The organism is Ralstonia sp. 25mfcol4.1 (genome assembly GCF_900104095.1).
In the GTDB taxonomy this organism is placed as follows: domain Bacteria; phylum Pseudomonadota; class Gammaproteobacteria; order Burkholderiales; family Burkholderiaceae; genus Cupriavidus.
This window is the reverse complement of sequence record NZ_FNJO01000001.1, coordinates 1-21,588: the sequence shown is the minus strand read 5'-3', so window position 1 is coordinate 21,588 and position 21,588 is coordinate 1. Positions and strand designations below refer to the sequence as shown.

At 66.3% G+C, this 21,588-nt stretch carries 21 protein-coding genes; 19 read left to right on the top strand and 2 right to left on the bottom strand.

Features of this window, described 5'->3' with window-relative positions; all coding sequences use genetic code 11:
- Positions 1-338 precede the first annotated feature (338 nt).
- The 16 genes from BLQ58_RS00105 (at position 339) to aceA (ending at position 16,854) form a co-directional block, all read left to right on the top strand.
- A complete protein-coding gene (locus BLQ58_RS00105; RefSeq protein ID WP_092594039.1) occupies positions 339-1,346 on the top strand; it encodes a sulfate ABC transporter substrate-binding protein in 1,008 nt (335 codons plus the stop codon).
- 229 nt (positions 1,347-1,575) lie between these two features.
- The gene (locus tag BLQ58_RS00100) at positions 1,576-2,595 is read left to right on the top strand and encodes a sulfonate ABC transporter substrate-binding protein (RefSeq protein ID WP_092594510.1); all 1,020 of its coding nucleotides are present in this window, start codon (positions 1,576-1,578) and stop codon (positions 2,593-2,595) included.
- Positions 2,596-2,655: 60 nt separating this feature from the next.
- The gene (ssuD, locus tag BLQ58_RS00095) at positions 2,656-3,819 is read left to right on the top strand and encodes an FMNH2-dependent alkanesulfonate monooxygenase (RefSeq protein ID WP_092594038.1); all 1,164 of its coding nucleotides are present in this window, start codon (positions 2,656-2,658) and stop codon (positions 3,817-3,819) included.
- Positions 3,820-3,832: 13 nt separating this feature from the next.
- A complete protein-coding gene (gene ssuC / locus BLQ58_RS00090; protein ID WP_092594037.1) occupies positions 3,833-4,654 on the top strand; it encodes an aliphatic sulfonate ABC transporter permease SsuC in 822 nt (273 codons plus the stop codon).
- 15 nt (positions 4,655-4,669) lie between these two features.
- Entirely contained in the window at positions 4,670-5,587 is a 918-nt protein-coding gene (locus BLQ58_RS00085) for an ATP-binding cassette domain-containing protein (protein WP_092594036.1), read from the top strand.
- Positions 5,588-5,626: 39 nt separating this feature from the next.
- Positions 5,627-6,469 carry an EAL domain-containing protein gene (locus BLQ58_RS00080; protein WP_092594508.1) on the top strand — a complete coding sequence of 281 codons (843 nt, stop codon included), beginning with the start codon at positions 5,627-5,629 and terminating at the stop codon, positions 6,467-6,469.
- A 130-nt stretch (positions 6,470-6,599) separates the two neighbouring features.
- On the top strand, positions 6,600-7,265 hold the full coding sequence (locus tag BLQ58_RS00075; protein ID WP_092594035.1) for an RBBP9/YdeN family alpha/beta hydrolase: 666 nt from the start codon (positions 6,600-6,602) through the stop codon (positions 7,263-7,265).
- Between the two features lie 108 nt (positions 7,266-7,373).
- On the top strand, positions 7,374-8,309 hold the full coding sequence (cysT, locus tag BLQ58_RS00070; protein WP_092594034.1) for a sulfate ABC transporter permease subunit CysT: 936 nt from the start codon (positions 7,374-7,376) through the stop codon (positions 8,307-8,309).
- Between the two features lies 1 nt (position 8,310).
- Positions 8,311-9,201, top strand: a complete 891-nt coding sequence (gene cysW, locus BLQ58_RS00065; protein WP_092594033.1) for a sulfate ABC transporter permease subunit CysW — start codon at positions 8,311-8,313, stop codon at positions 9,199-9,201.
- On the top strand, positions 9,198-10,304 hold the full coding sequence (locus BLQ58_RS00060; protein WP_092594032.1) for a sulfate/molybdate ABC transporter ATP-binding protein: 1,107 nt from the start codon (positions 9,198-9,200) through the stop codon (positions 10,302-10,304). Before cysW ends, BLQ58_RS00060 begins: the two co-directional genes overlap by 4 nt.
- Positions 10,301-11,248 carry a CysB family HTH-type transcriptional regulator gene (locus BLQ58_RS00055; RefSeq protein WP_092594031.1) on the top strand — a complete coding sequence of 316 codons (948 nt, stop codon included), beginning with the start codon at positions 10,301-10,303 and terminating at the stop codon, positions 11,246-11,248. The genes BLQ58_RS00060 and BLQ58_RS00055 overlap by 4 nt, the downstream gene beginning before the upstream one ends.
- 337 nt (positions 11,249-11,585) lie before the next feature.
- Positions 11,586-12,743: a sensor histidine kinase gene (locus BLQ58_RS00050; RefSeq protein WP_092594030.1), complete on the top strand. Its 1,158-nt coding sequence runs from the start codon at positions 11,586-11,588 to the stop codon at positions 12,741-12,743.
- Positions 12,744-12,795: 52 nt separating this feature from the next.
- Positions 12,796-13,644, top strand: coding sequence for a LytR/AlgR family response regulator transcription factor (locus BLQ58_RS00045; protein ID WP_092594029.1), 849 nt, complete (start codon positions 12,796-12,798; stop codon positions 13,642-13,644).
- 129 nt (positions 13,645-13,773) lie between these two features.
- Positions 13,774-14,193 (top strand): gamma-glutamylcyclotransferase family protein, encoded by a 420-nt coding sequence (locus BLQ58_RS00040; RefSeq protein WP_092594028.1) that lies wholly within the window; start codon positions 13,774-13,776, stop codon positions 14,191-14,193.
- Positions 14,194-14,286: 93 nt separating this feature from the next.
- Positions 14,287-15,255: an alpha/beta fold hydrolase gene (locus BLQ58_RS00035; RefSeq protein WP_092594506.1), complete on the top strand. Its 969-nt coding sequence runs from the start codon at positions 14,287-14,289 to the stop codon at positions 15,253-15,255.
- A gap of 303 nt (positions 15,256-15,558) precedes the next feature.
- Positions 15,559-16,854, top strand: coding sequence for an isocitrate lyase (gene aceA, locus BLQ58_RS00030; protein ID WP_092594027.1), 1,296 nt, complete (start codon positions 15,559-15,561; stop codon positions 16,852-16,854).
- A gap of 222 nt (positions 16,855-17,076) precedes the next feature.
- Here aceA and BLQ58_RS00025 read toward each other — a convergent pair whose 3' ends face one another.
- Both BLQ58_RS00025 and BLQ58_RS00020 read right to left on the bottom strand, forming a co-directional pair.
- Positions 17,077-17,511 (bottom strand): universal stress protein, encoded by a 435-nt coding sequence (locus tag BLQ58_RS00025; protein WP_066733433.1) that lies wholly within the window; start codon positions 17,509-17,511, stop codon positions 17,077-17,079.
- Positions 17,512-17,641: 130 nt separating this feature from the next.
- Positions 17,642-18,598: a LysR family transcriptional regulator gene (locus BLQ58_RS00020; protein ID WP_092594026.1), complete on the bottom strand. Its 957-nt coding sequence runs from the start codon at positions 18,596-18,598 to the stop codon at positions 17,642-17,644.
- A gap of 167 nt (positions 18,599-18,765) precedes the next feature.
- Here BLQ58_RS00020 and BLQ58_RS00015 point away from each other — a divergent pair, with 167 nt between their 5' ends.
- From BLQ58_RS00015 to BLQ58_RS00005, 3 genes are all read left to right on the top strand, one after another.
- A complete protein-coding gene (locus tag BLQ58_RS00015; protein ID WP_092594025.1) occupies positions 18,766-19,467 on the top strand; it encodes a haloacid dehalogenase type II in 702 nt (233 codons plus the stop codon).
- Positions 19,468-19,513: 46 nt separating this feature from the next.
- Positions 19,514-21,097, top strand: coding sequence for a malate synthase A (aceB, locus tag BLQ58_RS00010; RefSeq protein ID WP_092594024.1), 1,584 nt, complete (start codon positions 19,514-19,516; stop codon positions 21,095-21,097).
- 214 nt (positions 21,098-21,311) lie between these two features.
- Positions 21,312-21,588 (top strand): transposase (locus BLQ58_RS00005; RefSeq protein ID WP_139186044.1); only part of this gene is annotated, 277 nt, incomplete at its 3' end.

The window sequence follows — 21,588 nt, the reverse complement described above, 5'->3', positions numbered from 1 at the left end:
CTTGCGAATGGGAACGGATGGCTAATATCTGAACCGTCATGGAGATGCGGGGGCGCTCTTCATGACTTGTCTACCCGTTTCCGGAATGGAAACTTGACCCGCAGCGCAACTCCGGTGCTGCGGGTTTTTTCTTTTGGGCGGCCCGCCAGTACCGCCTTCGCCAGGTTACGTTTCCGGCATTCCCATATTCCCGTCCGATCTTATGCAGAAAACGTGCTTGGATCGGCGAAACCATTCGTTCCGTTCAGAAGGACCGGCCGGTAGCCTTTCTCCCTGACAGAAACCCCGTCCGATCCAGGCGGGGGCATTCACGACAACTCTGACGGGAGCAATTGAACATGATTCGCAAGCTGGCCCTGGGCCTCGCAGTACTGTCCGCAATCGGCGCCGCACCGGCCGCCCTGGCCAATACCAACCTGCTGAACGTTTCCTATGACCCCACGCGCGAGCTGTACGTGGACGTGAACGCCGCGTTTGCCAAGGCGTACAAGGCGCAGGGCGGCGATACGGTGCAGATTCGCCAGTCGCACGGCGGTTCGGGCAAGCAGGCGCGTTCGGTGATCGATGGCCTGGACGCGGACGTGGTCACGCTGGCGCTGGGCTATGACATCGACGCCATTGCCGAGAAGGGCCTGCTGAAGCCCGACTGGCAGAAGCGCCTGCCGCACAACGCATCGCCGTACACGTCGACGATCGTCTTCCTGGTGCGCAAGGGCAACCCGAAACAAATCAAGGACTGGAACGACCTGGTGAAGCCGGGCGTGCAGGTCATCACGCCGAACCCGAAGACGTCGGGCGGCGCCCGCTGGAACTACCTGGCTGCCTGGGGCTATGCGCTGCGCCAGCCGGGCGGCAATGAAGCCAAGGCCAAGGAATTCGTCGGCCAGCTGCTCAAGAACGTGCCGGTGCTGGATTCGGGCGCGCGCGGCGCCACCACCACGTTCGTCGAGCGTGGCCTGGGTGATGTGCTGATCGCATGGGAAAACGAAGCCATCCTGGCCATCAAGGAACTGGGTCCGGACAAGTTCGACATCGTGGCGCCGTCGGTCTCGATCCTGGCCGAGCCGCCGGTGGCCGTGGTCGACAAGGTGGTGGACAAGAAGGGCACGCGCAAGGCCGCCGAGGCCTACCTGCAGTTCCTGTACACCGACGAGGGCCAGGAAATCGCGGCCAAGAACTATTACCGTCCGATCTCGGAAAAGGTGGCTGCCAAGTACGCCGCCAACTTCCCGAAGGTGAAGCTGTTCACGATCGACGAAGTATTCGGCGGCTGGGCCAAGGCCCAGAAGGCGCACTTTGCCGATGGCGGTTCGTTTGACCAGGTGTACCAGCCCGGCAAGCGGTAATCCCAGCGCCGGGGCGGCCAATTCCACCTTGCCGCCCCGGTGCGCCTGACGAAGGAGCCCGAGATGTCCGCTGTTCGCGCTGTCCTGCCTTCCCGCGTCGCCATGGGGCGATGTCCCGCCTGACCTGAAGTTTCCTCCACGCATGACGTTTTCCGCATGCCGCGCGCTGGCGCCGGCAGGGCGTCGTGCCGCCATCGATTTCGAACTTCTCCTCATCCGGAACCCCGATATGACATCGTTCAAACCGCTTTCCCTGCGCCGGCGCCTGCTGCTTGGCGCGCTCGTGGTGGCCACCGGCCTGACCTACGGCCTGCTGGCCAAGCCGGCCCAGGCGCAGTCCCAGACCGTGAATCCGAAGCAGTTGCGCATCGGCTATCAGAAGTACGGCACGCTGACGCTGCTCAAGGCGCGCGGCACGCTGGAAAAGCGCCTGGCGCAGCAGGGCATCACCGTGAAGTGGACCGAATTCCCGGCCGGCCCGCAGTTGCTGGAAGGCCTGAACGTGGGCGCCATCGACTTCGGCACCGTCGGCGAGGCGCCGCCGATCTTCGCGCAGGCCGCCGGGGCGCAGCTGGCCTATATCGGCAACGAGCCGCCCGCCCCGACGTCCGAAGCCATCGTCGTACCGAAGACTTCGACGCTGAAGTCCGTGGCCGACCTGCGCGGCAAGCGCGTGGCGCTGAACAAGGGCTCGAACGTGCATTACCTGCTGGTGCGCCAGCTGGAAAAGGCCGGTATCCCCTGGAGCGAGATCCAGCCGGTCTACCTGCCGCCCGCCGACGCCCGCGCGGCCTTCGAGCGCGGCGCCGTGGATGCCTGGGTGATCTGGGACCCGTTCCTGGCCGCCGCCGAAAAGCAGCTCGATGCCCGCGTGCTGGCCGATGGCCGTACCGCCGACGGCAAGAACCTCGTCAGCAACCATCAGTTCTATCTGGCGTCGCGCCCCTATGCGAATGCCCGCCCGGACGTGGTGAACGCGATCCTCGACGAACTGGCGCAACTGGGCCAGTGGGCTGAGAAAAATCCGAAGGACGCCACGCAGTTCCTGGCCAGGGAAACCGGGCTCGACCCGAGCGTGCTCGATCTTGCTGTTTCAAGATTTTCCTATGGCGCGAAGCCTGTGACGGCAGGCGTGCTGGCCGAACAGCAGCGTATTGCCGACGCGTTCGTGACGCTGAAGCTGATTCCGAAGCCGATCAAGGTGGCCGATGCCGCCTGGCAACCGCCGGCCGCCACGGCGCAACGCTGAATCGGTGAATCGCCGAATCGCCAGGCCGTCCATCGCAACCGATAAAACAAGAGGCTCGACATGCAAGTTTTCTGGTTCATCCCCACCCACGGCGACAGCCGCTACCTGGGCACCTCGGAAGGGGCGCGCGAAGTCAATTTCGACTACCTGAAGCAGATCGCCGTGGCTGCCGATACGCTGGGCTACGAAGGCGTGCTGATTCCCACCGGCCGCTCGTGCGAAGACCCATGGGTGGCCGCGTCGGCGCTGGCTGCCGTGACGCGCCAGCTCAAGTTCCTGGTGGCCGTGCGACCGGGTTTGATGACGCCAACGCTGGCTGCGCGCATGGCCGCCACGTTCGACCGCGTGTCGGGCGGCCGCCTGCTGGTGAATCTGGTGACCGGCGGCGATGTGGCGGAGCTGGAGGGCGACGGGTTGTTCCTTGACCACGCGGCGCGCTACGAGGCGTCGTCCGAGTTCATCCGCGTCTGGCGCGACGTGCTCGCGGCCAGCCACGACAACGGCGACATCAGCTTCGAGGGCAAGCACATCACCGTGAAGGGCGCGCGGGTGCTGTATCCGCCGGTGCAGCGCCCGCATCCGCCGGTCTATTTCGGCGGATCGTCGGCGGCCGCGCACGACCTGGCCGCCGAGCAGGTGGAGGCCTACCTGACGTGGGGCGAACCGCCGGCCGAGGTGGCGAAGAAAATCGCCGACGTGCGCGCCCGGGCCGCGAAGCACGGCCGCACGGTGCGCTTCGGCATCCGCCTGCACGTGATCGTGCGCGAAACCGAAGCGGCGGCGTGGGCGGCTGCCGACGAACTGATCAGCCGGCTCGACGACGACACCGTGGCGCGCGCGCAGGCCGTCTTCGCGAAGATGGATTCCGAAGGCCAGCGCCGCATGGCGGCCCTGCATGCCGGCGGCGCCAGGCGGACCCGCGAGGCGCTGGAAATCAGCCCGAACCTGTGGGCCGGCGTGGGGCTGGTGCGCGGCGGCGCGGGCACGGCCCTGGTGGGCGACCCGCAGACCGTGGCCGCGCGCATGGAGGAATACGCCGCGCTGGGCATCGACACGTTCATCTTCTCGGGCTATCCGCATCTGGAAGAAGCGTACCGCTTTGCCGAACTGGTCTTCCCGCTGCTGCCGCGCTCGGTGCGCGACAAGCTGCCCGGCCAGGTGCTGTCGGGCCCGTTTGGCGAAGTCATGGCCACCGGCATCGTGCCGCGGGCGTCGCAGAGTTGAGGAGGGCGCAACCATGACGACGCCTATATCGAGCCAGGTCGCGAAGAAAACCGCGAACAAGGCTGGGAAGAAAACCGCGGCGCAGGCCGTGGCACCGTGGATCGTGCCGGTGCTGCTGATCGTGGTCTGGCAGGGCGCCTCGCAACTGGGCTGGCTGTCGAACCGTGTGTTGCCGGCACCGCTGGCCGTGGTGGAGGCGGCGTGGTCGCTGGCCGTATCCGGCGAGCTGTGGCGCCACGTCTGGGTCAGCACCTGGCGGGCGCTGATCGGGCTGGCAGTGGGCGGCGGGCTGGGCCTGGCGCTGGGCCTGCTGACCGGCACGTTCCGCACGGCGGCCACGCTGCTCGACAGCACGCTGCAGATGGTGCGCAACATCCCCACGCTGGCGCTGATCCCGCTGGTGATCCTGTGGTTCGGCATCGACGAGACCGCCAAGCTGTTCCTGGTGGCGCTGGGCGTGTTCTTCCCGGTGTACCTGAACACCTACCACGGCATCCGCGCCGTGGACCCGGGCCTGGTGGAGATGGCGCGCAGCTATGGCCTGTCCCGCTGGCGCCTGTATCGCGAAGTGATCCTGCCCGGCGCACTGCCGAACATCCTGGTGGGCGTGCGGTTTTCGCTGGGCCTGATGTGGGTGATCCTGATCGTGGCCGAGACCATCTCGGCGCAGTCGGGCATTGGCTACATGACGATGAATGCGCGCGAATTCCTGCAGACCGACGTGGTACTGGTCGGCATCCTGCTCTACGCGCTGCTGGGCAAGCTGGCCGATGTGCTGTCGCGCGCGCTGGAACGGTTCTGGCTGCGCTGGCATCCGGGCTACCAGACCAACTGACAAGGAGAGATCCCCATGCAAACGCTATTTCCCGTGGAGCAGGCCGCGCTGGCGTGGGCCGAGCGCGATCTGGCCCGGCGTGACCTGGCCCGCCGCGAGGCGGCTGCCGAAGCGCGCCAGACGCCTGCGGCCGGAGGCATTGCGCTGCGCGTGCAGCAGGTGGTCAAGCGTTACAACGGCCGCGAGGTGCTGCATGGCATCGACCTCGATGTGACGCCGGGCGAGTTCGTCGCCATCGTCGGGCGCAGCGGCTGCGGCAAGAGCACGCTGCTGCGGCTGGTGGCCGGGCTGGAGGCGGCCGACGAGGGCGCGGTGCTGCTCGACCATCAGCCCGGGCGCCAGCTTGATCGCCAGCAAAGCCGGACACTGCAGGACAGTATCCGCGTGATGTTCCAGGATGCGCGGCTGTTGCCTTGGAAGCGTGTACTCGACAACGTCGCGCTGGGCCTGCCGCGCGAGCGCCGCGCCGACGCCGCCGCCGTGCTGGCGCAGGTGGGGCTGGCCGAACGTGCCGACGAATGGCCCGCGCGGCTGTCGGGCGGCCAGCGCCAGCGCGTGGCCCTGGCGCGTGCGCTGGTCCACCATCCGCGCCTGCTGCTGCTGGACGAGCCGCTGGGCGCGCTCGATGCGCTGACCCGCATCGACATGCAGGCGCTGATCGAATCGCTGTGGCGCCGACTCGGTTTCACGGCGCTACTCGTCACACATGATGTATCGGAGGCCGTTGCGCTGGCCGATCGTGTCGTCCTGATCGAGGACGGCCGCATCGCGCTGGACCAGCGCGTGGCGCTTGAGCGTCCGCGCCAGCGCGGATCGGCGGCGTTTGCGCAACTCGAAGACACCGTTCTGCGCCGCGTGATGCGGCAGCCATCGACAGTGTCTGCACCATCAACGAATCTTCACGCCCGGCCCGCCGAGGAGCTTCTATCATGAGCAATCAGGCGAACCGCGCGTACCGACATGGACTTCACCATGACCCACGCTTCCGCAACTTCCGCACCTTCCGCAACCTCCGCACTCGAACGCTACCTTGAAACCCTGCCGCGCGAGCCGGTGCCCGGCCGCGAGCTGTGGCGCGACGCGCGCGGGCAGGTGCAGGGCCAGTACTTCAACTGCTCGCTGACCAGCGCATTCGAGCCCCTGGTGACCCTGGCCGACCGCGAGGTGGTGGCCCACGAGGGCTCGATCCGCACCTATGCCGACGATGGCGTGGGGCTGGCCGCCTGGAAGCTGTTCGCGATGGCGGCCGACGATGCGTCGCTGGTGTCGCTGGACCGCCTGTCGCGGCTGGTGCACGCGATGAACTACTTCGCGGCGAACGGCGAGCGCAAGCTCGTGCTCAACGTGCATAACCGCCTGCTGGCGGCCGTGGCCGACGATCATGGCGCGGCATTCCGGCGCGCGCTGGAGTCTCTGGGCCTGCCCGTGGACCGTTTTGTCATTCAGGTGCCTGCCAGCGCCAATGACGACCTGCCGCTGTTGCTGCACGTGGTGGGCAACTATCGCCGCAATGGGTTTGCCGTGAGCCTGCAGGCGTCCGACCCGGCCGAGGCCGGCGCGCTGATGGCCCACGCGCTGCCCGACTGGCTCAAGCTGGACATGCGTCGCATCTGGACCGACCGTCAGCTTGCCGGGCTGCGTGCCAGCGCCGAGGGCGCCGGCGTCACGCTGATCGGCCGGCGGCTGCAGAACGACGAAGCCGTGGAGCGGCTGCAGAACGCGGGCATCGCGCTGGGGCAGGGCGAGGCCGTGGCCGGCGGGCCGGTGCCGGCACGGCAGTTGCATGAGCCGTTGCAGGCGGGCAGTGCTCCCTAGGCGGCATCGGCCTGCCGGCACTCGCAGGCGGGCCGTGCCTGCAATCGAACATCGACCCGCAGTCGGAAAGCTGTTGCAGTACCCATAAGTCCTGAACAACGAAGCACCGAAGCAGAGAAGGAGAGCGCGTATGGCGGCATCGACTCTATCGGGCGGTGTCGCGCGGCTGGAAGTGCCGCGCGGCCTGCAGATCCTGACCGTACCGGGCCTGCATGGCAGCGGGCCCGCACATTGGCAAAGCCGTTGGGAAGCGCTGTACCCCGACTGGCAGCGCATCGAGCAGCACGACTGGGGACGCCCCAGCCTGCCGCTGTGGGCCGAACGTGTATCGGAAGGCGTGTCGCGCGCGCTGCGCGTGGCATCGCGCGGCGCGGTCTTGGTGGCGCACAGCTTCGGCTGCCTGGCTACGCTGCGCCAGGCGTCGCTGGACCCCGTGGGCATCGCCGGCGCGCTGCTGGTAGCCCCCGCGGATCCGGACAAGTTCGGCGTGGGTGGCTTGCTGCCCACCTGGCGGCTGCCGTTCCCCACCGTGCTGGTGGCCAGCACCAATGACCCGTGGATGTCGCAACGCACCGCGTTCAGCTGGGGCACGCTGTGGGGCAGCGAACTGGTGGATGCGGGCGCGCTCGGCCATATCAATGCCGATTCCCGCCTCGACGAATGGCCGGCAGGGCAGGCCTTGCTCGCCACATTGCTGCAGCGGATCGATTCCGAGGGCCGTATTCTGCACCTGGGAGACGGTTCGGACTCGTGGGAAGCGTCGGCAGATGTCGCACAGACATCGCCTTATATCTAAAACGTCTAAGAAAATTCGGAAAGATTCGTTCTTTTTATAAGGGCGCATCTGCAAAATTTGTCTCGTACGCCGGCGCCTTATGCGCCGGTTTCATAAGACGAGACACGCATGCCTTCCTCGATTTCCCTGGCGGACGCGCCGCCGCAGACGGCCAGCGCCGCGCCCCTGCGCGCTGCGCCGGCCCAGCGATTTACCGTGTTGCCGGGCTTCGGGCTGTCGCTTGGCTTCACCATCTTCTACCTGACGCTGATCGTCCTGATCCCGCTGTCGGCGGTGTTCCTGAAGACCTTCACGCTGACCTGGGATGGCTTCTGGGCGACGGTGAGCAACCCGCGCGTGGTGGCATCGCTGGAACTGAGCTTTGGCGCGTCGCTGATTGCCGCCATCGTCAACACGGCCTTTGGCCTTGTCGTGGCCTGGGTGCTGGTGCGCTACCGCTTCTTCGGCAAGCGATTCATCGATGCGCTGGTTGACCTGCCGTTCGCCCTGCCCACGGCGGTGGCTGGTATCGCGCTGACCGCCCTGTTCGCCGGCAACGGCTGGATCGGCCGCTGGCTGGAGCCGCACGGCATCAAGGTGGCGTTTACGCCGCTGGGCGTGGTGGTGGCGCTGACCTTCATCGGCCTGCCGTTCGTGGTGCGCACGGTGCAGCCGGTGCTGGAAGACGTGGAACGCGAACTGGAGGAAGCGGCCGCCAGCCTGGGCGCCTCACGCCTGCAGACGTTCGGGCGGGTGATCCTGCCGGCCATCCTGCCGGCGCTGCTGACGGGCTTTGCGATGTCGTTCGCGCGCGCCACCGGCGAGTACGGATCGGTGGTCTTCATCTCCGGCAACATGCCGATGGTGTCCGAGATTGCCCCGCTGATGATCTATTCGAAGCTGGAACAGTACGACTATGCCGGCGCCACCGCGGTGGCCGTGGTGATGCTGGTGATCTCGTTCGTGCTGCTGCTGCTGATCAACCTGCTGCAGGCCTGGACGCGCCGCCACCAGACCGGTGCCCGCGCGGCCGCGCTGCCTGACGGCAACCCGGAGGCGAACTGACATGGCCGGCGCTGTATCCCGACTGGGCGGCCCGGCTGCCGCCCAACATCCGCACGACGCCACGGGCGAATCCCGGTGGGTGCGCTATACGCTGATTACGGTGGCGGTGCTGTTCCTGGCGCTGTTCCTGTTCGTGCCGCTGGCTTCGGTGTTCTACGAGGCGCTGCGCAAGGGCCTGGACACCTACCTGGCGGCGCTGACCGAGCCCGACGCGGTGGAAGCCATCAAGCTGACGCTGACCGTGGCGGCCATCGCGGTGCCGCTGAACGTGGTGTTCGGCGTGGCGGCGGCCTGGGCCATCGCCAAGTTCGACTTCCGGGGCAAGAACCTCCTGATCACGCTGATCGACCTGCCGTTCTCGGTGTCGCCGGTGATCTCGGGCCTGATCTACGTGCTGATGTTCGGCGCGCAGGGCTGGTTCGGGCCTTGGCTGGAAGCGCACGATATCAAGATCATGTTCGCGGTGCCGGGCATCGTCCTGGCCACGATCTTCGTGACCTTCCCGTTCGTGGCGCGCGAACTGATTCCGCTGATGCAGTCGCAGGGCAGTGAAGAGGAAGAGGCGGCCATCGTGCTGGGCGCCTCTGGCTGGCAGACGTTCTGGCATGTGACGCTGCCGAACATCCGCTGGGGCCTGTTGTACGGGGTGATCCTCTGCAACGCCCGGGCGATGGGCGAATTCGGCGCCGTGTCGGTGGTATCGGGCCATATCCGCGGCCTGACCAACACCATGCCGCTGCACGTGGAAATTCTCTACAACGAATACAACTTTGCGGCCGCGTTCGCGGTGGCGTCCCTGCTGACGCTGCTGGCGCTGGTCACACTCGGAATCAAGACGCTGGTGGAAGCACGCGCCAGCCGTGAACACGCATCGGAAGGGCAGCCATCATGAGCATTCAGGTCAGGAACGTGCAGAAGCGGTTTGGCGATTTTGTGGCGCTCAACGACGTCTCGCTGGACTTCGCCGAAGGGGAACTGACGGCGCTGCTGGGGCCGTCCGGCTGCGGCAAGACCACGCTGCTGCGCATTATCGCCGGCCTGGAACGCGCCGACGCGGGCCAGGTGGTGCTGGCCGGGCAGGACGCCTCGTCGACGCACGTGCGCCAGCGCAGCGTCGGTTTCGTGTTCCAGCACTACGCGCTGTTCAAGCACATGACCGTGTTCGAGAACGTGGCCTTCGGCCTGCGCGTGAAGCCGCGCGCCGAGCGCCCGTCCGAGGCGAAGATCCGCGAGAAGGTGAAGTCGCTGCTGGAACTGGTGCAGCTCGACTGGCTGGGCGACCGCTACCCGGCGCAGCTGTCGGGCGGCCAGCGCCAGCGTATCGCGCTGGCCCGCGCGCTGGCCGTGGAGCCGCGTGTGCTGCTGCTCGACGAACCGTTCGGCGCGCTCGACGCCAAGGTGCGCAAGGAACTGCGCCGCTGGCTGCGCCGGCTGCATGACGAACTGCACGTGACCAGCGTGTTCGTGACCCACGACCAGGAAGAGGCGCTCGAAGTGGCCGACCAGGTGGTGCTGATGAACCGTGGCAGCGTGGAGCAGTTCGGCACGCCCGAGGCGGTCTACAACCATCCGGCCACGCCGTTCGTGTTCGGCTTCCTGGGCAACGTGAACCTGTTCCACGGCCGCCTGGAAGTGGGCGACAGCGGCGGCCTGCTGCATACGGGCGAGGCGGTGCTGCCCGTGGTAGGCAGCGGCCACGAGACGGCCGGCGACGCGGTGGCCTACGTCCGCCCGCACGACCTGGAACTGGAACGCTACGCGCCGGGCACCGACGGCATCGCCGTGACGCTGCGCCGCGCGCTGACGCTGGGCCCGGTGGCCCAGCTGGAGCTGGAGCGCGAAGACAACCAGGACGTGATCGAGGTGGCGCTGCCGCTGGAACGCTTCCGGCACCAGGGCTTCCGGGAGGGCGAACTGCTGGCGGTGCGTCCGCGCCAGCTGCGCGTCTTCAACCGCAACCAGACAACAACACAGGATCAAGGGGCGGCACGATGAACTTCCAGCAACTGCGATCGATTCGCGAGGCGGTGCGCCGCCAGTTCAACCTGACCGAAGTGGCCAACGCGCTGTACACGTCGCAACCGGGCGTGTCGCGCCAGATCCGCGAGCTTGAGGAAGAGCTTGGCGTGGAGATCTTCGAGCGTTACGGCAAGCGGCTGACCGGGCTGACCGAGCCGGGCCGCGAGATCGTTCGCATCGTCGAACGGCTGCTGCTCGAAGCCGAGAACCTGCGCCAGGCCGGCGACGAGTTCGCGGGCCGCCATACCGGCCGGCTGACCGTGGCCACCACCCACACCCAGGCGCGCTACGCGCTGCCCCGGGTGGTGCAGAGCTTCCGGCGCGAATATCCGCACGTCACGCTGGCGCTGCAGGAAGCGTCGCCGTCGCATATCGTGGAACTGCTGCTGACGGGGCAGGCCGATATCGGCATTGCCACCGAGGCGGTGGCCAGCGAGGCGGGGCTGACGTCGTTCGAGGCCTATAGCTGGCAGCACGTGATCGTGGTGTCGCCGGAGCATCCGCTGACCCGCCTGCCCGAGCCGACGCTCGAAGACCTGTGCAATTTCCCGATCATCACCTACGACGCCGGTTTCACCGGGCGCCGCAAGATCGATGGCGCGTTTGCCGCCGCCGGGCTGCAGCCGGAGATCGTGCTGACCGCCATGGATGCCGACGTGATCAAGACCTATGCCGAGCTGGAACTGGGCGTGGGCATCATCGCGTCGATGGCGTACGACTCGCGCAAGGACGCCGGCCTGACGCAGATTTCCGCCGATCACCTGTTCGAGCCGAACACCACCAGCGTGGCCGTGCGGCGTGGGGCCTACCTGCGCGGCTACGCCCATGCGTTCATCAACATGTTCGCGCCGCACCTGTCGCGCGACACCGTGTCGACCGCGCTGGCCGAGGCGACCAGCCGCCTGGCGGTCGCCGCCTGAGGCCACCTGTTACCGGCCCGATCCTCGCCTTGACCGCTGCCCGGGCCATCCGGGCAGCCGCCTGCGTGCCGCCCCGCGCACCGCCAGGCAGGCCGTCCGGCGCCCGCCCGGCCCGCCGCGTGCCTTCAAACGCGCGTACGACCCGCTGGTCGAATCCCTGAACCGATCGCGCCATTTCACGCCGGTTCGTCGCACGGCGCTTTCTTCCCGTCGCGCTCCGGCGTAAAGTGCCCTTCATCGCCGCGCCCGGAACCCGCCGAATGCCCGGGCCGCTGCCTTTGCTGCAGTGCATCACAGAATTGCACGCGGTTTGTGGAGCAGAAGGAGGGAGAGAGATATGCGCATGTCGTGCGCGGTGCCGTCACGGCTCAATATTCTGGCGCGAGACCTGCTGTTCGTGCTTTGCATGAACACCGTCATCGCGGTCAGCCTCAATTACGGCTTCCAGACCGGCGGCACGCTGGTGCAGAACTTCGTCTACAGCCAACTGATCGGCCTGTCGATCTGGGTACTGATCGACGTGCCGCGCGTGCTGATCTGGTGGAACGACCGCCCGCGCCGCTGGCCGTTCATGTGCCTGGCCGTGGTGGCCGTGCCGATGGGCGTGGTGCTGGGCAGCTGGGCCACGCGCGAACTGCTGCACCTGCCCGAGAAATCCGCCGCTGCCACGGGGGACATGCTGCGCATGTGCCTGATCGTCGGCATGCTGGCGTCGGCCAGCATGATCTATTTCTACTGGTCGCGCGAAAAGCTGGCCTACCTGGAACGCCAGGCGGCGCTGGACGCCCTGCAGCGCGAGGAGGCCGAAAAGCAGCTGGTGCGCGCCCAGCTGATGGCGCTGCAGGCGCAGATCGAGCCGCACTTCCTGTTCAACTCGCTGGCCAACCTGGACGGGCTGATCGCCACCGACCCGCGCGCGGCGCGCCAGCTGCTGCAGCGGCTGATCGGCTTCCTGCGCATGTCGCTGTCGCACACGCGCGCCGAGCATTGCACGCTGGCGCAGGAATTCGAACTGCTGCGCAGCTACCTCGACATCCAGGGCATGCGCTTCGGCGCCCGGCTCGACTACGAGGTGGATCTGCCGCCGGCGCTGGCCGATGCCGAGATTCCGCCGATGCTGATCCAGCCGCTGGTGGAAAACGCGGTCACGCACGGCATCGAGCCCTGCATGCGGGGCGGCAAGATCGTGCTGTCCGCACGTCAGTCCGGGGACGGCAGCCTGCAGGTGCTGATTGCCGATACCGGCGTGGGCTTCTGCCAGAGTGGCAAGAGCGGATCCGGCCTGGGGCTGACGCATGTGCGCGAGCGGCTGGCGCGCATTTTTGGCGCGGCGGCCACGATGCAAATGGAAGAAAACACGCCGCGCGGCGTGGTGGTGCGGCTGACGCTGCCGCTCACGCGCAGCACCGAGCCCACCTTCGTGCCGATGCGCGCCGCGCCCGACGCTCGCCCGGCGCCGCCGGCCACTGTGGCGCCGGCCATCTCCCGGACCTGAGCGCACCCGAGCCACGCCCCCTGAACCGTTCTGTCCCTGACATTCGTCCCACATGTCTCCGACCCTGCTGATCGCCGACGACGAGCTGCTGCTCGCCCGCGTTCTCGAAGCCGAACTGAAAGCCCTGTGGCCCGAAGCCACGATCGTGTCCGTGGTGCATGACGGCATGGCCGCGCTGGACGCCGCGCGCGCCCACCGGCCCGACGTGGCCTTCCTGGATATCCGCATGCCGGGCATGAGCGGCATGGACGTGGCACGTGAGCTGATCGAGTTCGACCACCCGCCGCTGGTGGTGTTCGTTACCGCCTACGACCAGTTTGCGCTGGAAGCCTTCGAACGCGCGGCGGTGGACTACGTGCTGAAGCCCGTGCAGCACGAACGGCTGGAGGCCACGGTGGGGCGCCTGAAGGCGCGCCTGAGCGCCAAGGCCGCCGAAGCGGCCGGTGACGACGATGGGGATGACGGCGACGAGACAGCCGCCACGGACATCGGCACCATGGTCGACACCGACCGGCTGGCGCAACTGCTGCAGCGGCTGGAGTCGCTGGAGCAGCCCGCCGCCGCCCCGCGCGGCCACTACCTGCGCTTCATCAAGGCGCTGGTGGGGCAGGAGGTACGCATCATCCCGGTCGATGAAGTGGTGTATCTGGAAGCCACCGACAAGTACGTCAACGTGGTGTCCACCAGCGGCGAGGCGCTGATCCGCACCAGCCTGCGCGAGCTGACGCAGCAGCTGGACCCCGACCGCTTCTGGCAGATCCATCGCGGCACCGTGGTCAATATCGACTGCGTGGCCAGCGCGGTGAACCAGTCGCTGGGGCGGCTGTCGCTGAAGCTGCGCGACCGGCCGGAGTCGCTGCCGGTTGCCCGGCAGTACGCGCACCTGTTCAAGCAGATGTAGGACGGTCCGCGTCGCGGCCGTTTCCGGATCGGCCTGCACCACGGCGGGGAAAGCTGGCGCAATGGTTCCGCCGCCGCGCGGCTTCCTCTACCATGAGCGTTCCCTGTTCCGTCAGCAAAGGATTGCGCCATGCAGCGTGTGTTTGTCTACGGCACCCTTCGTGCCGGCGAGGTCAACGATCTGAACCGGGCCGCCGTGCAGCATGGCATCGGCGCGGCGACGCTGGTGGGCACAGCCAGCATTGCCGGGCGGCTCTACGACTTCGGCACGTATCCGGGCCTGGTGCTCGATGCATCGGCCGGCCCGGTGCTGGGCGACGTGTACGACATTCCCGACGCGCTGCTGCCGGTGCTGGACGAGATCGAGGAGGTCTATCCCGGGCAGGCCACGCTGTTTATCCGCGAAACGCAGTCCGTGATGCTGGACGGCGCGCCGGTCGATTGCCTGCTGTACCCGGTGGCCGCTGCCGCCGTGGCCGGCCTGGCCCGCATCGACGGCGGCGACTGGGTGGCCTATCGCCAGGCGCGCGACACCGCCGCGGCCGCCTGAAGACGAAACATTTCAAACGCCGTCACGCGGCACGTGACGGCGTTAGCATGGCCGGCGATGACATCCGATGCCGTCAACGCTCAACGCCCGCCCATGACCCAGCCGCCTGCGCCCGCGCATTCCGCAAGGGCTCCGCTTCGATTCCACGTTCAGTCCGGCCGCATCCGCCTGACCGCCTCGGCCTGGGGTGATCCCGCGCGTCCCGTGGTGGTGCTGGTGCATGGCTACCCCGACAACAGCGAGGTGTGGCGCGGCGTGGCGCAGGCGCTGGCGGTGCGGTTCCATGTCATTGCCTATGACGTGCGCGGGGCGGGGCAGTCCGATGCACCGCCTGACGTGGCCGACTATCGCCTGGAACGACTGGCCGACGATTTCATTGCGGTGATCGACGCCGTGTCGGCGGACCGGCCGGTGCATCTGGTGGGGCATGACTGGGGTTCGATCCAGGGCTGGGAGTTTGTGACCGATCCGCGCCTGTACGGCCGTATCGCGTCGTTCACGTCGTGCTCGGGGCCGTGCCTCGACCACGCGGGCAGCGCGTTGCGCGCCGGTGGCCGCCGCAGTCTCCGGCAATGGGGCGCCACGCTGCGCCAGGCGCTGGCGTCCTGGTACATCGTGTTCTTTCATATCCCGCTGCTGCCCGAATGGAACTGGAGGCTCTGGCTCGGGCGCGGCTGGCCGTTCTGGCTGCGCCGCACCGAAGGGCTGCACGTGCCCGCCAATCCCACCCAGACGGCGGACGGTATCCACGGACTTCGGCTGTATCGCGCCAATTTCCGCGCACGGCTGCGTGCGCCGCGCGAACGCCGGGCGCATGCGCCGGTGCAGGTCATCGTGCCCACGCGCGACCGCTACGTGCGGCCCGCCGTGACCGAGGATCTGGGCCGCTGGGTGGCCCGGCTATGGCGCCGGCAGATCGATGCGCATCACTGGCTGCCGCTGTCGCATCCACAACGCATGGCGGCCATGGTGTGCGAGTTTGTCGACCATCTCGACGGCACGGCCGCGTCACCCGCGCTGGAGCTGGCTTGTGTCGACCCGGAGGCTGCCAAAATTTCATGATGCGGAACGATGTTTTGGTCCGCAAAAATGCGGTCCACCTATCGGGCCCGGCATTTCTCATCCTGAAAGATGTCGTGCCATATTGTGAAAAGGCAAAGCTAACGTATTGATTTATATCAACTAAAAAACTGTACGCGCGTTACGGTCCGTGCTTGTTGCAACGCGGGAGGCTTCTCTACACTCTTATATAAGACACATGACCTGAGGCGCCAAAGACACAGCGCCCCGGTCGCCCGGCAGGCAACGGCCGGGGAGCCGTCACCGATTTCCATGCCATCTCGAAATCGCTACAGGAGAGTGAACATGACGACCCGCCAACAACAGATCGACGCCCTTCAAAAGGACTGGGATACCAACCCGCGCTGGAAGGGCGTGCAACGTCATTACACGGCCGAAGACGTGGTCAAGCTGCGTGGTTCGGTCCAGATCGAACACACGCTGGCCCGCCGCGGCGCGGAAAAACTGTGGCACCTGCTGAACACCGAGCCGTTCGTCAACACGCTGGGCGCGCTGACGGGCAACCAGGCCATGCAGCAGGTCAAGGCCGGCCTGAAGGCCATTTACCTGTCGGGCTGGCAAGTGGCCGGCGATGCCAACCTGGCCGGCGAAATGTACCCGGACCAGTCGCTGTACCCGGCCAACTCGGTGCCGATGGTCGTCAAGCGCATCAACAACACGTTCCAGCGTGCCGACCAGATCCAGTGGAGCGAAGGCAAGGGCGACACCGACTTCTTCGCGCCGATCGTGGCAGATGCCGAGGCAGGCTTTGGCGGTGTGCTGAACGCCTTCGAACTGATGAAGTCGATGATCGAAGCGGGCGCCGCCGGCGTCCACTTCGAAGACCAGCTTGCTTCGGTGAAGAAGTGCGGCCACATGGGTGGCAAGGTACTGGTGCCGACCCGCGAGGCGGTGGCCAAGCTGACGGCCGCGCGCCTGGCCGCCGATGTGTCGGGCGTGCCGACGCTGGTGATTGCCCGTACCGACGCCGAGGCCGCCGATCTGGTGACGTCGGACGTGGACGAGCGCGACCAGCCGTTCCTGACCGGCGAGCGCACCGTGGAAGGCTTCTTCCGTTCGAAGGCCGGCATCGACCAGTCCATCGCACGCGCGCTGGCCTACGCCGAAGTGGCCGACCTCGTGTGGTGCGAAACCGGCAAGCCGGACCTGGAATTCGCGAAGAAGTTTGCCGAAGCGGTGCACGCCAAATTCCCGGGCAAGCTGCTGGCCTATAACTGCTCGCCGTCGTTCAACTGGAAGAAGAACCTCGACGACGCCACCATCGCCAAGTTCCAGCGTGAACTGGGCGCCATGGGCTACAAGTTCCAGTTCATCACGCTGGCGGGCTTCCACTCGCTGAACTACTCGATGTTCAACCTGGCGTACGGTTACGCCCGCAACCAGATGTCGGCCTTCGTGGAATTGCAGGAAGCCGAGTTCGCCGCTGCCGAGAAGGGCTTTACCGCCGTCAAGCACCAGCGCGAAGTGGGCACCGGGTACTTCGACGCCGTGACGCAGACCATCGAAGGCGGCCAGTCGTCGACGACCGCGCTCAAGGGATCGACGGAAGACGAACAGTTCTTCGACAAGAAGGTGGCCTGAGCCACCTGACCGGAAAGGGGATTCGGGGACGGCGCGCGACCATCGCGCCGTCAGTTTGGCTCCGCGCCGTGAGACCCACGGCGCGGCTTTTTTCAAGAGGCACCAGCAAAACGATCCTGGCGTCGTTGCGCGCCCTTGGCCGTACCACTTGTACTGTCCGGCGGCCGCGCGCCTAGCCAGAACCGCTGCGCTGCGTTTTTCTAACGCCTCTCGGTGTGGGAGCTATCGGTAGACGATCACCGGAATATCCGTATGCGTGAGCACTTTCTGCGTTTCGCTGCCAAGCAGCAGGCCTGACAGGCCGCGCCGGCCGTGAGAGGCCATGAAGATCACATCGCAGCCATGGCGTTCCGCCGCGTCGATGATGCCCAGGTAGGGCACGGCAAAGGTGGTCATGTCGGCGTCGAAAGGCAGGCCGGCGGCCACGGCGGCGCTCTCGATTTCCTTCAGGTACAGCCGGGCCTGGTTCTCGATGCGTTCCTTGAACGCCTGGGGTGCCTCGACCACGATCTCGCTGAAGGGCGTATACGGATATTCCTCAAGACAGACGTAGGCAGTAACGCGGGCATTGATGACCTTGGCCAGTTCCAGGCCGCCGTCTATGGCCTTCTTGGACAGCTCCGAACCGTCGGTGGGCAGCAGGATGTGCTTGAACATACCGGACTCCTTTCGCGAGTGGGAACGGGTGCAGGCCAGCGGGGCGCCTGTCTGAATCGATTGTAGTCAGTGTGCAGTGTTCGTCATTGTGAAATATCAAGATTCTGCGATTGACAGCGTACGGACGGTGCTACGCGACGACGGCGTGGACTTCGGCGGCGGCGCTGCTGGGCGCCTGTTCGGCGCGGCGCCAGTAGGCCGGGTTGCCATAGGTGTTCTTGAGATGGTCGATAAACAGTCGCACGCGCAGCGGCAGGTGCTTGCGTTGCGGAAAGACGGCGTGAATGCCGATGGGCGGTGCCTGGAATTCGTCGAGGACGGTCACCAGCCGGCCGCTGACGATTTCCTGGCCCACTTCCCACCAGGAGCGCCAGGCCAGGCCGTGACCCTGCAGGCACCAGGCGTGGAGTACGGCACCGTCGGTGCATTCCATGTTGCCGCCGACCTTGACGGTGACGGCGCGGCCGTCCTGCTGGAATACCCAGCCGCGCTGCACGTTGGCGCTGGCACCGAAGTGCAGGCAGTTGTGGCGGGCCAGGTCTTCGGGCAGGGCGGGGGTGCCGGCGCGCGCCAGGTATTCGGGCGACGCCACGACCACGCGACGGTTTTCGGCCAGTCGGATCGATACCAGGCTGGAGTCGGGCAGGTCGCCCAGGCGGATGGCGCAGTCGAAGCCCTCGTTGACCAGATCGACCACGCGGTCGGACAGGTCGAGCGTGAGCGTGACGTCGGGGTGGGATTCGATGAACAGCGGCACCAGCGGCGCCACGTGCTTGCGGCCGAAACCGGCCGGCGCGGTAATGCGCAGGTGGCCGCTGGCCTTGACCCCGCCAGCGGAGACGCTGGCTTCGGCATTGTGGAGGTCGTTGAGGATGCGCTGGCAGTCTTCGAGGAACGCCGAGCCTTCGAACGTGAGGGTGATCTTGCGCGTGGTGCGCACCAGCAATTTGACGCCGAGCCGCTCTTCGAGGGCATCGATGCGGCGGCCGATGATGGCCGGCGCAACGCCTTCGGCGGCTGCGGCGGCCGACAGGCTGCCACGTGACGCCACCGATACAAAAGTCTCCAGTTGTTTGAAGTGATCCACGAAAATTAGCTCGGTGGTACACGAGTCTTGATGGGGATGGCCAAGATTAGTAGCGTAAAAGTAAAAGATCAAGTGACAGCGTGCCTATTTTCCGCACTGCAGCGCAACACTAGAATTCGATGCATTCAATCGTGTACAGGTCCATTCAGTCCCTGACGTTTTGAGAGATGAACAAAATCCGCGCGGTAGTCTTCGATGCTTACGGCACGCTGTTCGACGTGTATTCGGTCACGGCGCGGGCGGAGCAGCTGTTCCCGGGCAAGGGCGAGGCGCTGGCCCTGCTGTGGCGCGAGCGGCAGATCGACTACACCCGGCTGCGTTCGCTGGCCGCCCCGGACGGGGCGCGCTACAAGCCGTTCTGGGACATCACGATCGATGCGCTGCGCTATGCCGCCGACCGGCTGGCACTGAAGCTCGATGACACCGCGCAGGCGCAGCTGCTCAAGGAATATGCGTGCCTGTCGGCATTCCCGGAGAACCTGGCGGCGCTCAAGCGGCTGCGCCGCGCCAACCTGCCGCTGGGCATCCTGTCCAACGGCAACCCGGAGATGCTCGATATCGCGGTCAAGAGCGCCGGCATGCACGGGCTGTTCGACCATGTGCTGTCGGTCGATGCCGTGAAGCAGTACAAGACCGCGCCGGCCGCCTACGCGCTTGGCCCGAAGGCCTTCGACCTGCCGGCCGGCGAGATCCTGTTTGTCTCGTCGAACTGCTGGGATGCCTGTGGCGCCACGTGGTTTGGCTACACCACCTACTGGATCAACCGTGCCGGCCATCCGGCGGAGCGCCTGGACGTGGCGCCCACCGGCACCGGGCACGACATGAACGACCTGCTTGCCTTCGTTGCCGCCTCGGGCGCGACGGTCTGACAGGCGGGCCCCCTTAACACACCATCGCACCAACAGGAGAAGACTGATGGCTATCACGCTGCCCGCGGGCATGAAGATTACCGGCGAGATCCTGCCGGCCTACGAAGACATCCTCACGCCGGAAGCCCTGGCCCTGGTCGACAAGCTGCACCGCGCCTTCGAGCCGCGCCGCCAGGAACTGCTGGCCGCGCGCGTGGAACGCGCCAAGCGCCTGGACGCCGGCGAAATCCCCGATTTCCTGCCGGAAACAAAGAACATCCGCGAAGGCGACTGGAAGGTTGCCCCGGTACCCAAGGCACTGGAATGCCGCCGCGTGGAAATCACCGGCCCGGTGGAAGCCAAGATGGTCATCAACGCCTTCAACTCGGGCGCTGACAGCTACATGACCGACTTCGAGGACTCCAACACCCCGAACTGGCACAACCAGATGCAGGGTCAGGTGAACCTGAAGGCCGCCGTGCGCCGCACGCTGACGCTGGACAGCAACGGCAAGCACTACAAGCTCAACGACAAGATCGCCACGCTGCAGGTGCGCCCGCGCGGCTGGCACCTGGACGAAAAGCACGTCACGATCGACGGCAAGCGCGTTTCCGGCGGCATTTTCGATTTCGCGCTGTTCCTGTTCCATAACGCCCGCGAGCAGATCGCCCGCGGCGACGGCCCGTTCTTCTACCTGCCGAAGATGGAAAGCCATCTGGAAGCGCGCCTGTGGAACGACGTCTTCGTGATGGCCCAGAAGGAAGTTGGCCTGCCGCAAGGCACGATCAAGGCCACGGTGCTGATCGAGACGATCCTGGCTGCGTTCGAAATGGAAGAAATCCTGTACGAACTGCGCGACCACAGCGCTGGCCTGAACGCCGGCCGCTGGGATTACATCTTCTCGTGCATCAAGAAGTTCAAGGTGGACAAGAACTTCTGCCTGGCCGACCGCGCCAAGGTGACGATGACCGCGCCGTTCATGCGTTCGTACGCGCTGCTGCTGCTGAAGACCTGCCACAAGCGCGGCGCGCCCGCCATCGGTGGCATGAGCGCCCTGATCCCGATCAAGAACGATCCGGAAAAGAACGCCATCGCCATGGAAGGCATCATCAGCGACAAGCGTCGTGACGCCACCGACGGCTACGACGGCGGCTGGGTGGCCCACCCGGGCCTGGTCGAGCCGGCGATGAAGGAATTCGTGGCCGTGCTGGGCGACAAGCCGAACCAGTTCGAGAAGCAGCGCATGGACGTGGAAGTGAAGGCCGCCGACCTGCTGAACTTCCAGCCGGAAACGCCGATCACCGAACACGGCCTGCGCATGAACATCAACGTCGGCATCCACTACCTGGGCGCCTGGCTGGCCGGCAACGGCTGCGTGCCGATCCACAACCTGATGGAAGACGCCGCCACGGCCGAGATCTCGCGTTCGCAGGTCTGGCAGTGGATTCGCTCGCCGAAGGGCAAGCTCGAGGACGGCCGCAAGGTTACCGCCGAGCTGGTGCGCGCGCTGATTCCGGAAGAACTGGCCAAGGTCAAGGAAGTGGCAGGCACCGGCCCGACCTACGACCGCGCCGCGAAGATCTTCGAGCAGATGTCGACGTCGGAAGACTTCGCCGAATTCCTGACCCTGCCGCTGTACGAGGAAGTCTGAGATCCTCGTTGCTTTGTGTGTTCGCCCTTCTTCCTCTTGTGGGAGGAGGGCGGGGAAGAGGGCCCTGCCGTGTTCGAGCTGCGAAAGTCGGCAGGCAGAACCGCCGACCCTCTCCCTCGGCCCCTTTCCCGCGTGCGGGCGAGGGGAGTGCAGTGGTCCAATTTCCTCAGACAGGTCGATAGGTGGAAAATCACGATCGACGAGGAAAGACGACATGACAAAGCAACGCCGCAAGTTTGACGCCGCCTTCAAGCTGGAGGTAGTCCGGATGGTCCGGGATCAGGGCCTATCGGTCGCCGAGGTTTGCCACACGATGGCGATTGGGGAGACCGCCCTACGGCGCTGGCTGGTCCAGTATGACCTTGAAGTGGCTGGCGGCAAGGGAGTGGGCAAGCCGCTGACGCCTGAGCAGCAGCGCATTCGCCAGCTCGAAGAGGAAAACCGCCGCCTGAAGGAGGACAACCTGATCCTAAAAAAGGCATCGGCCTTCT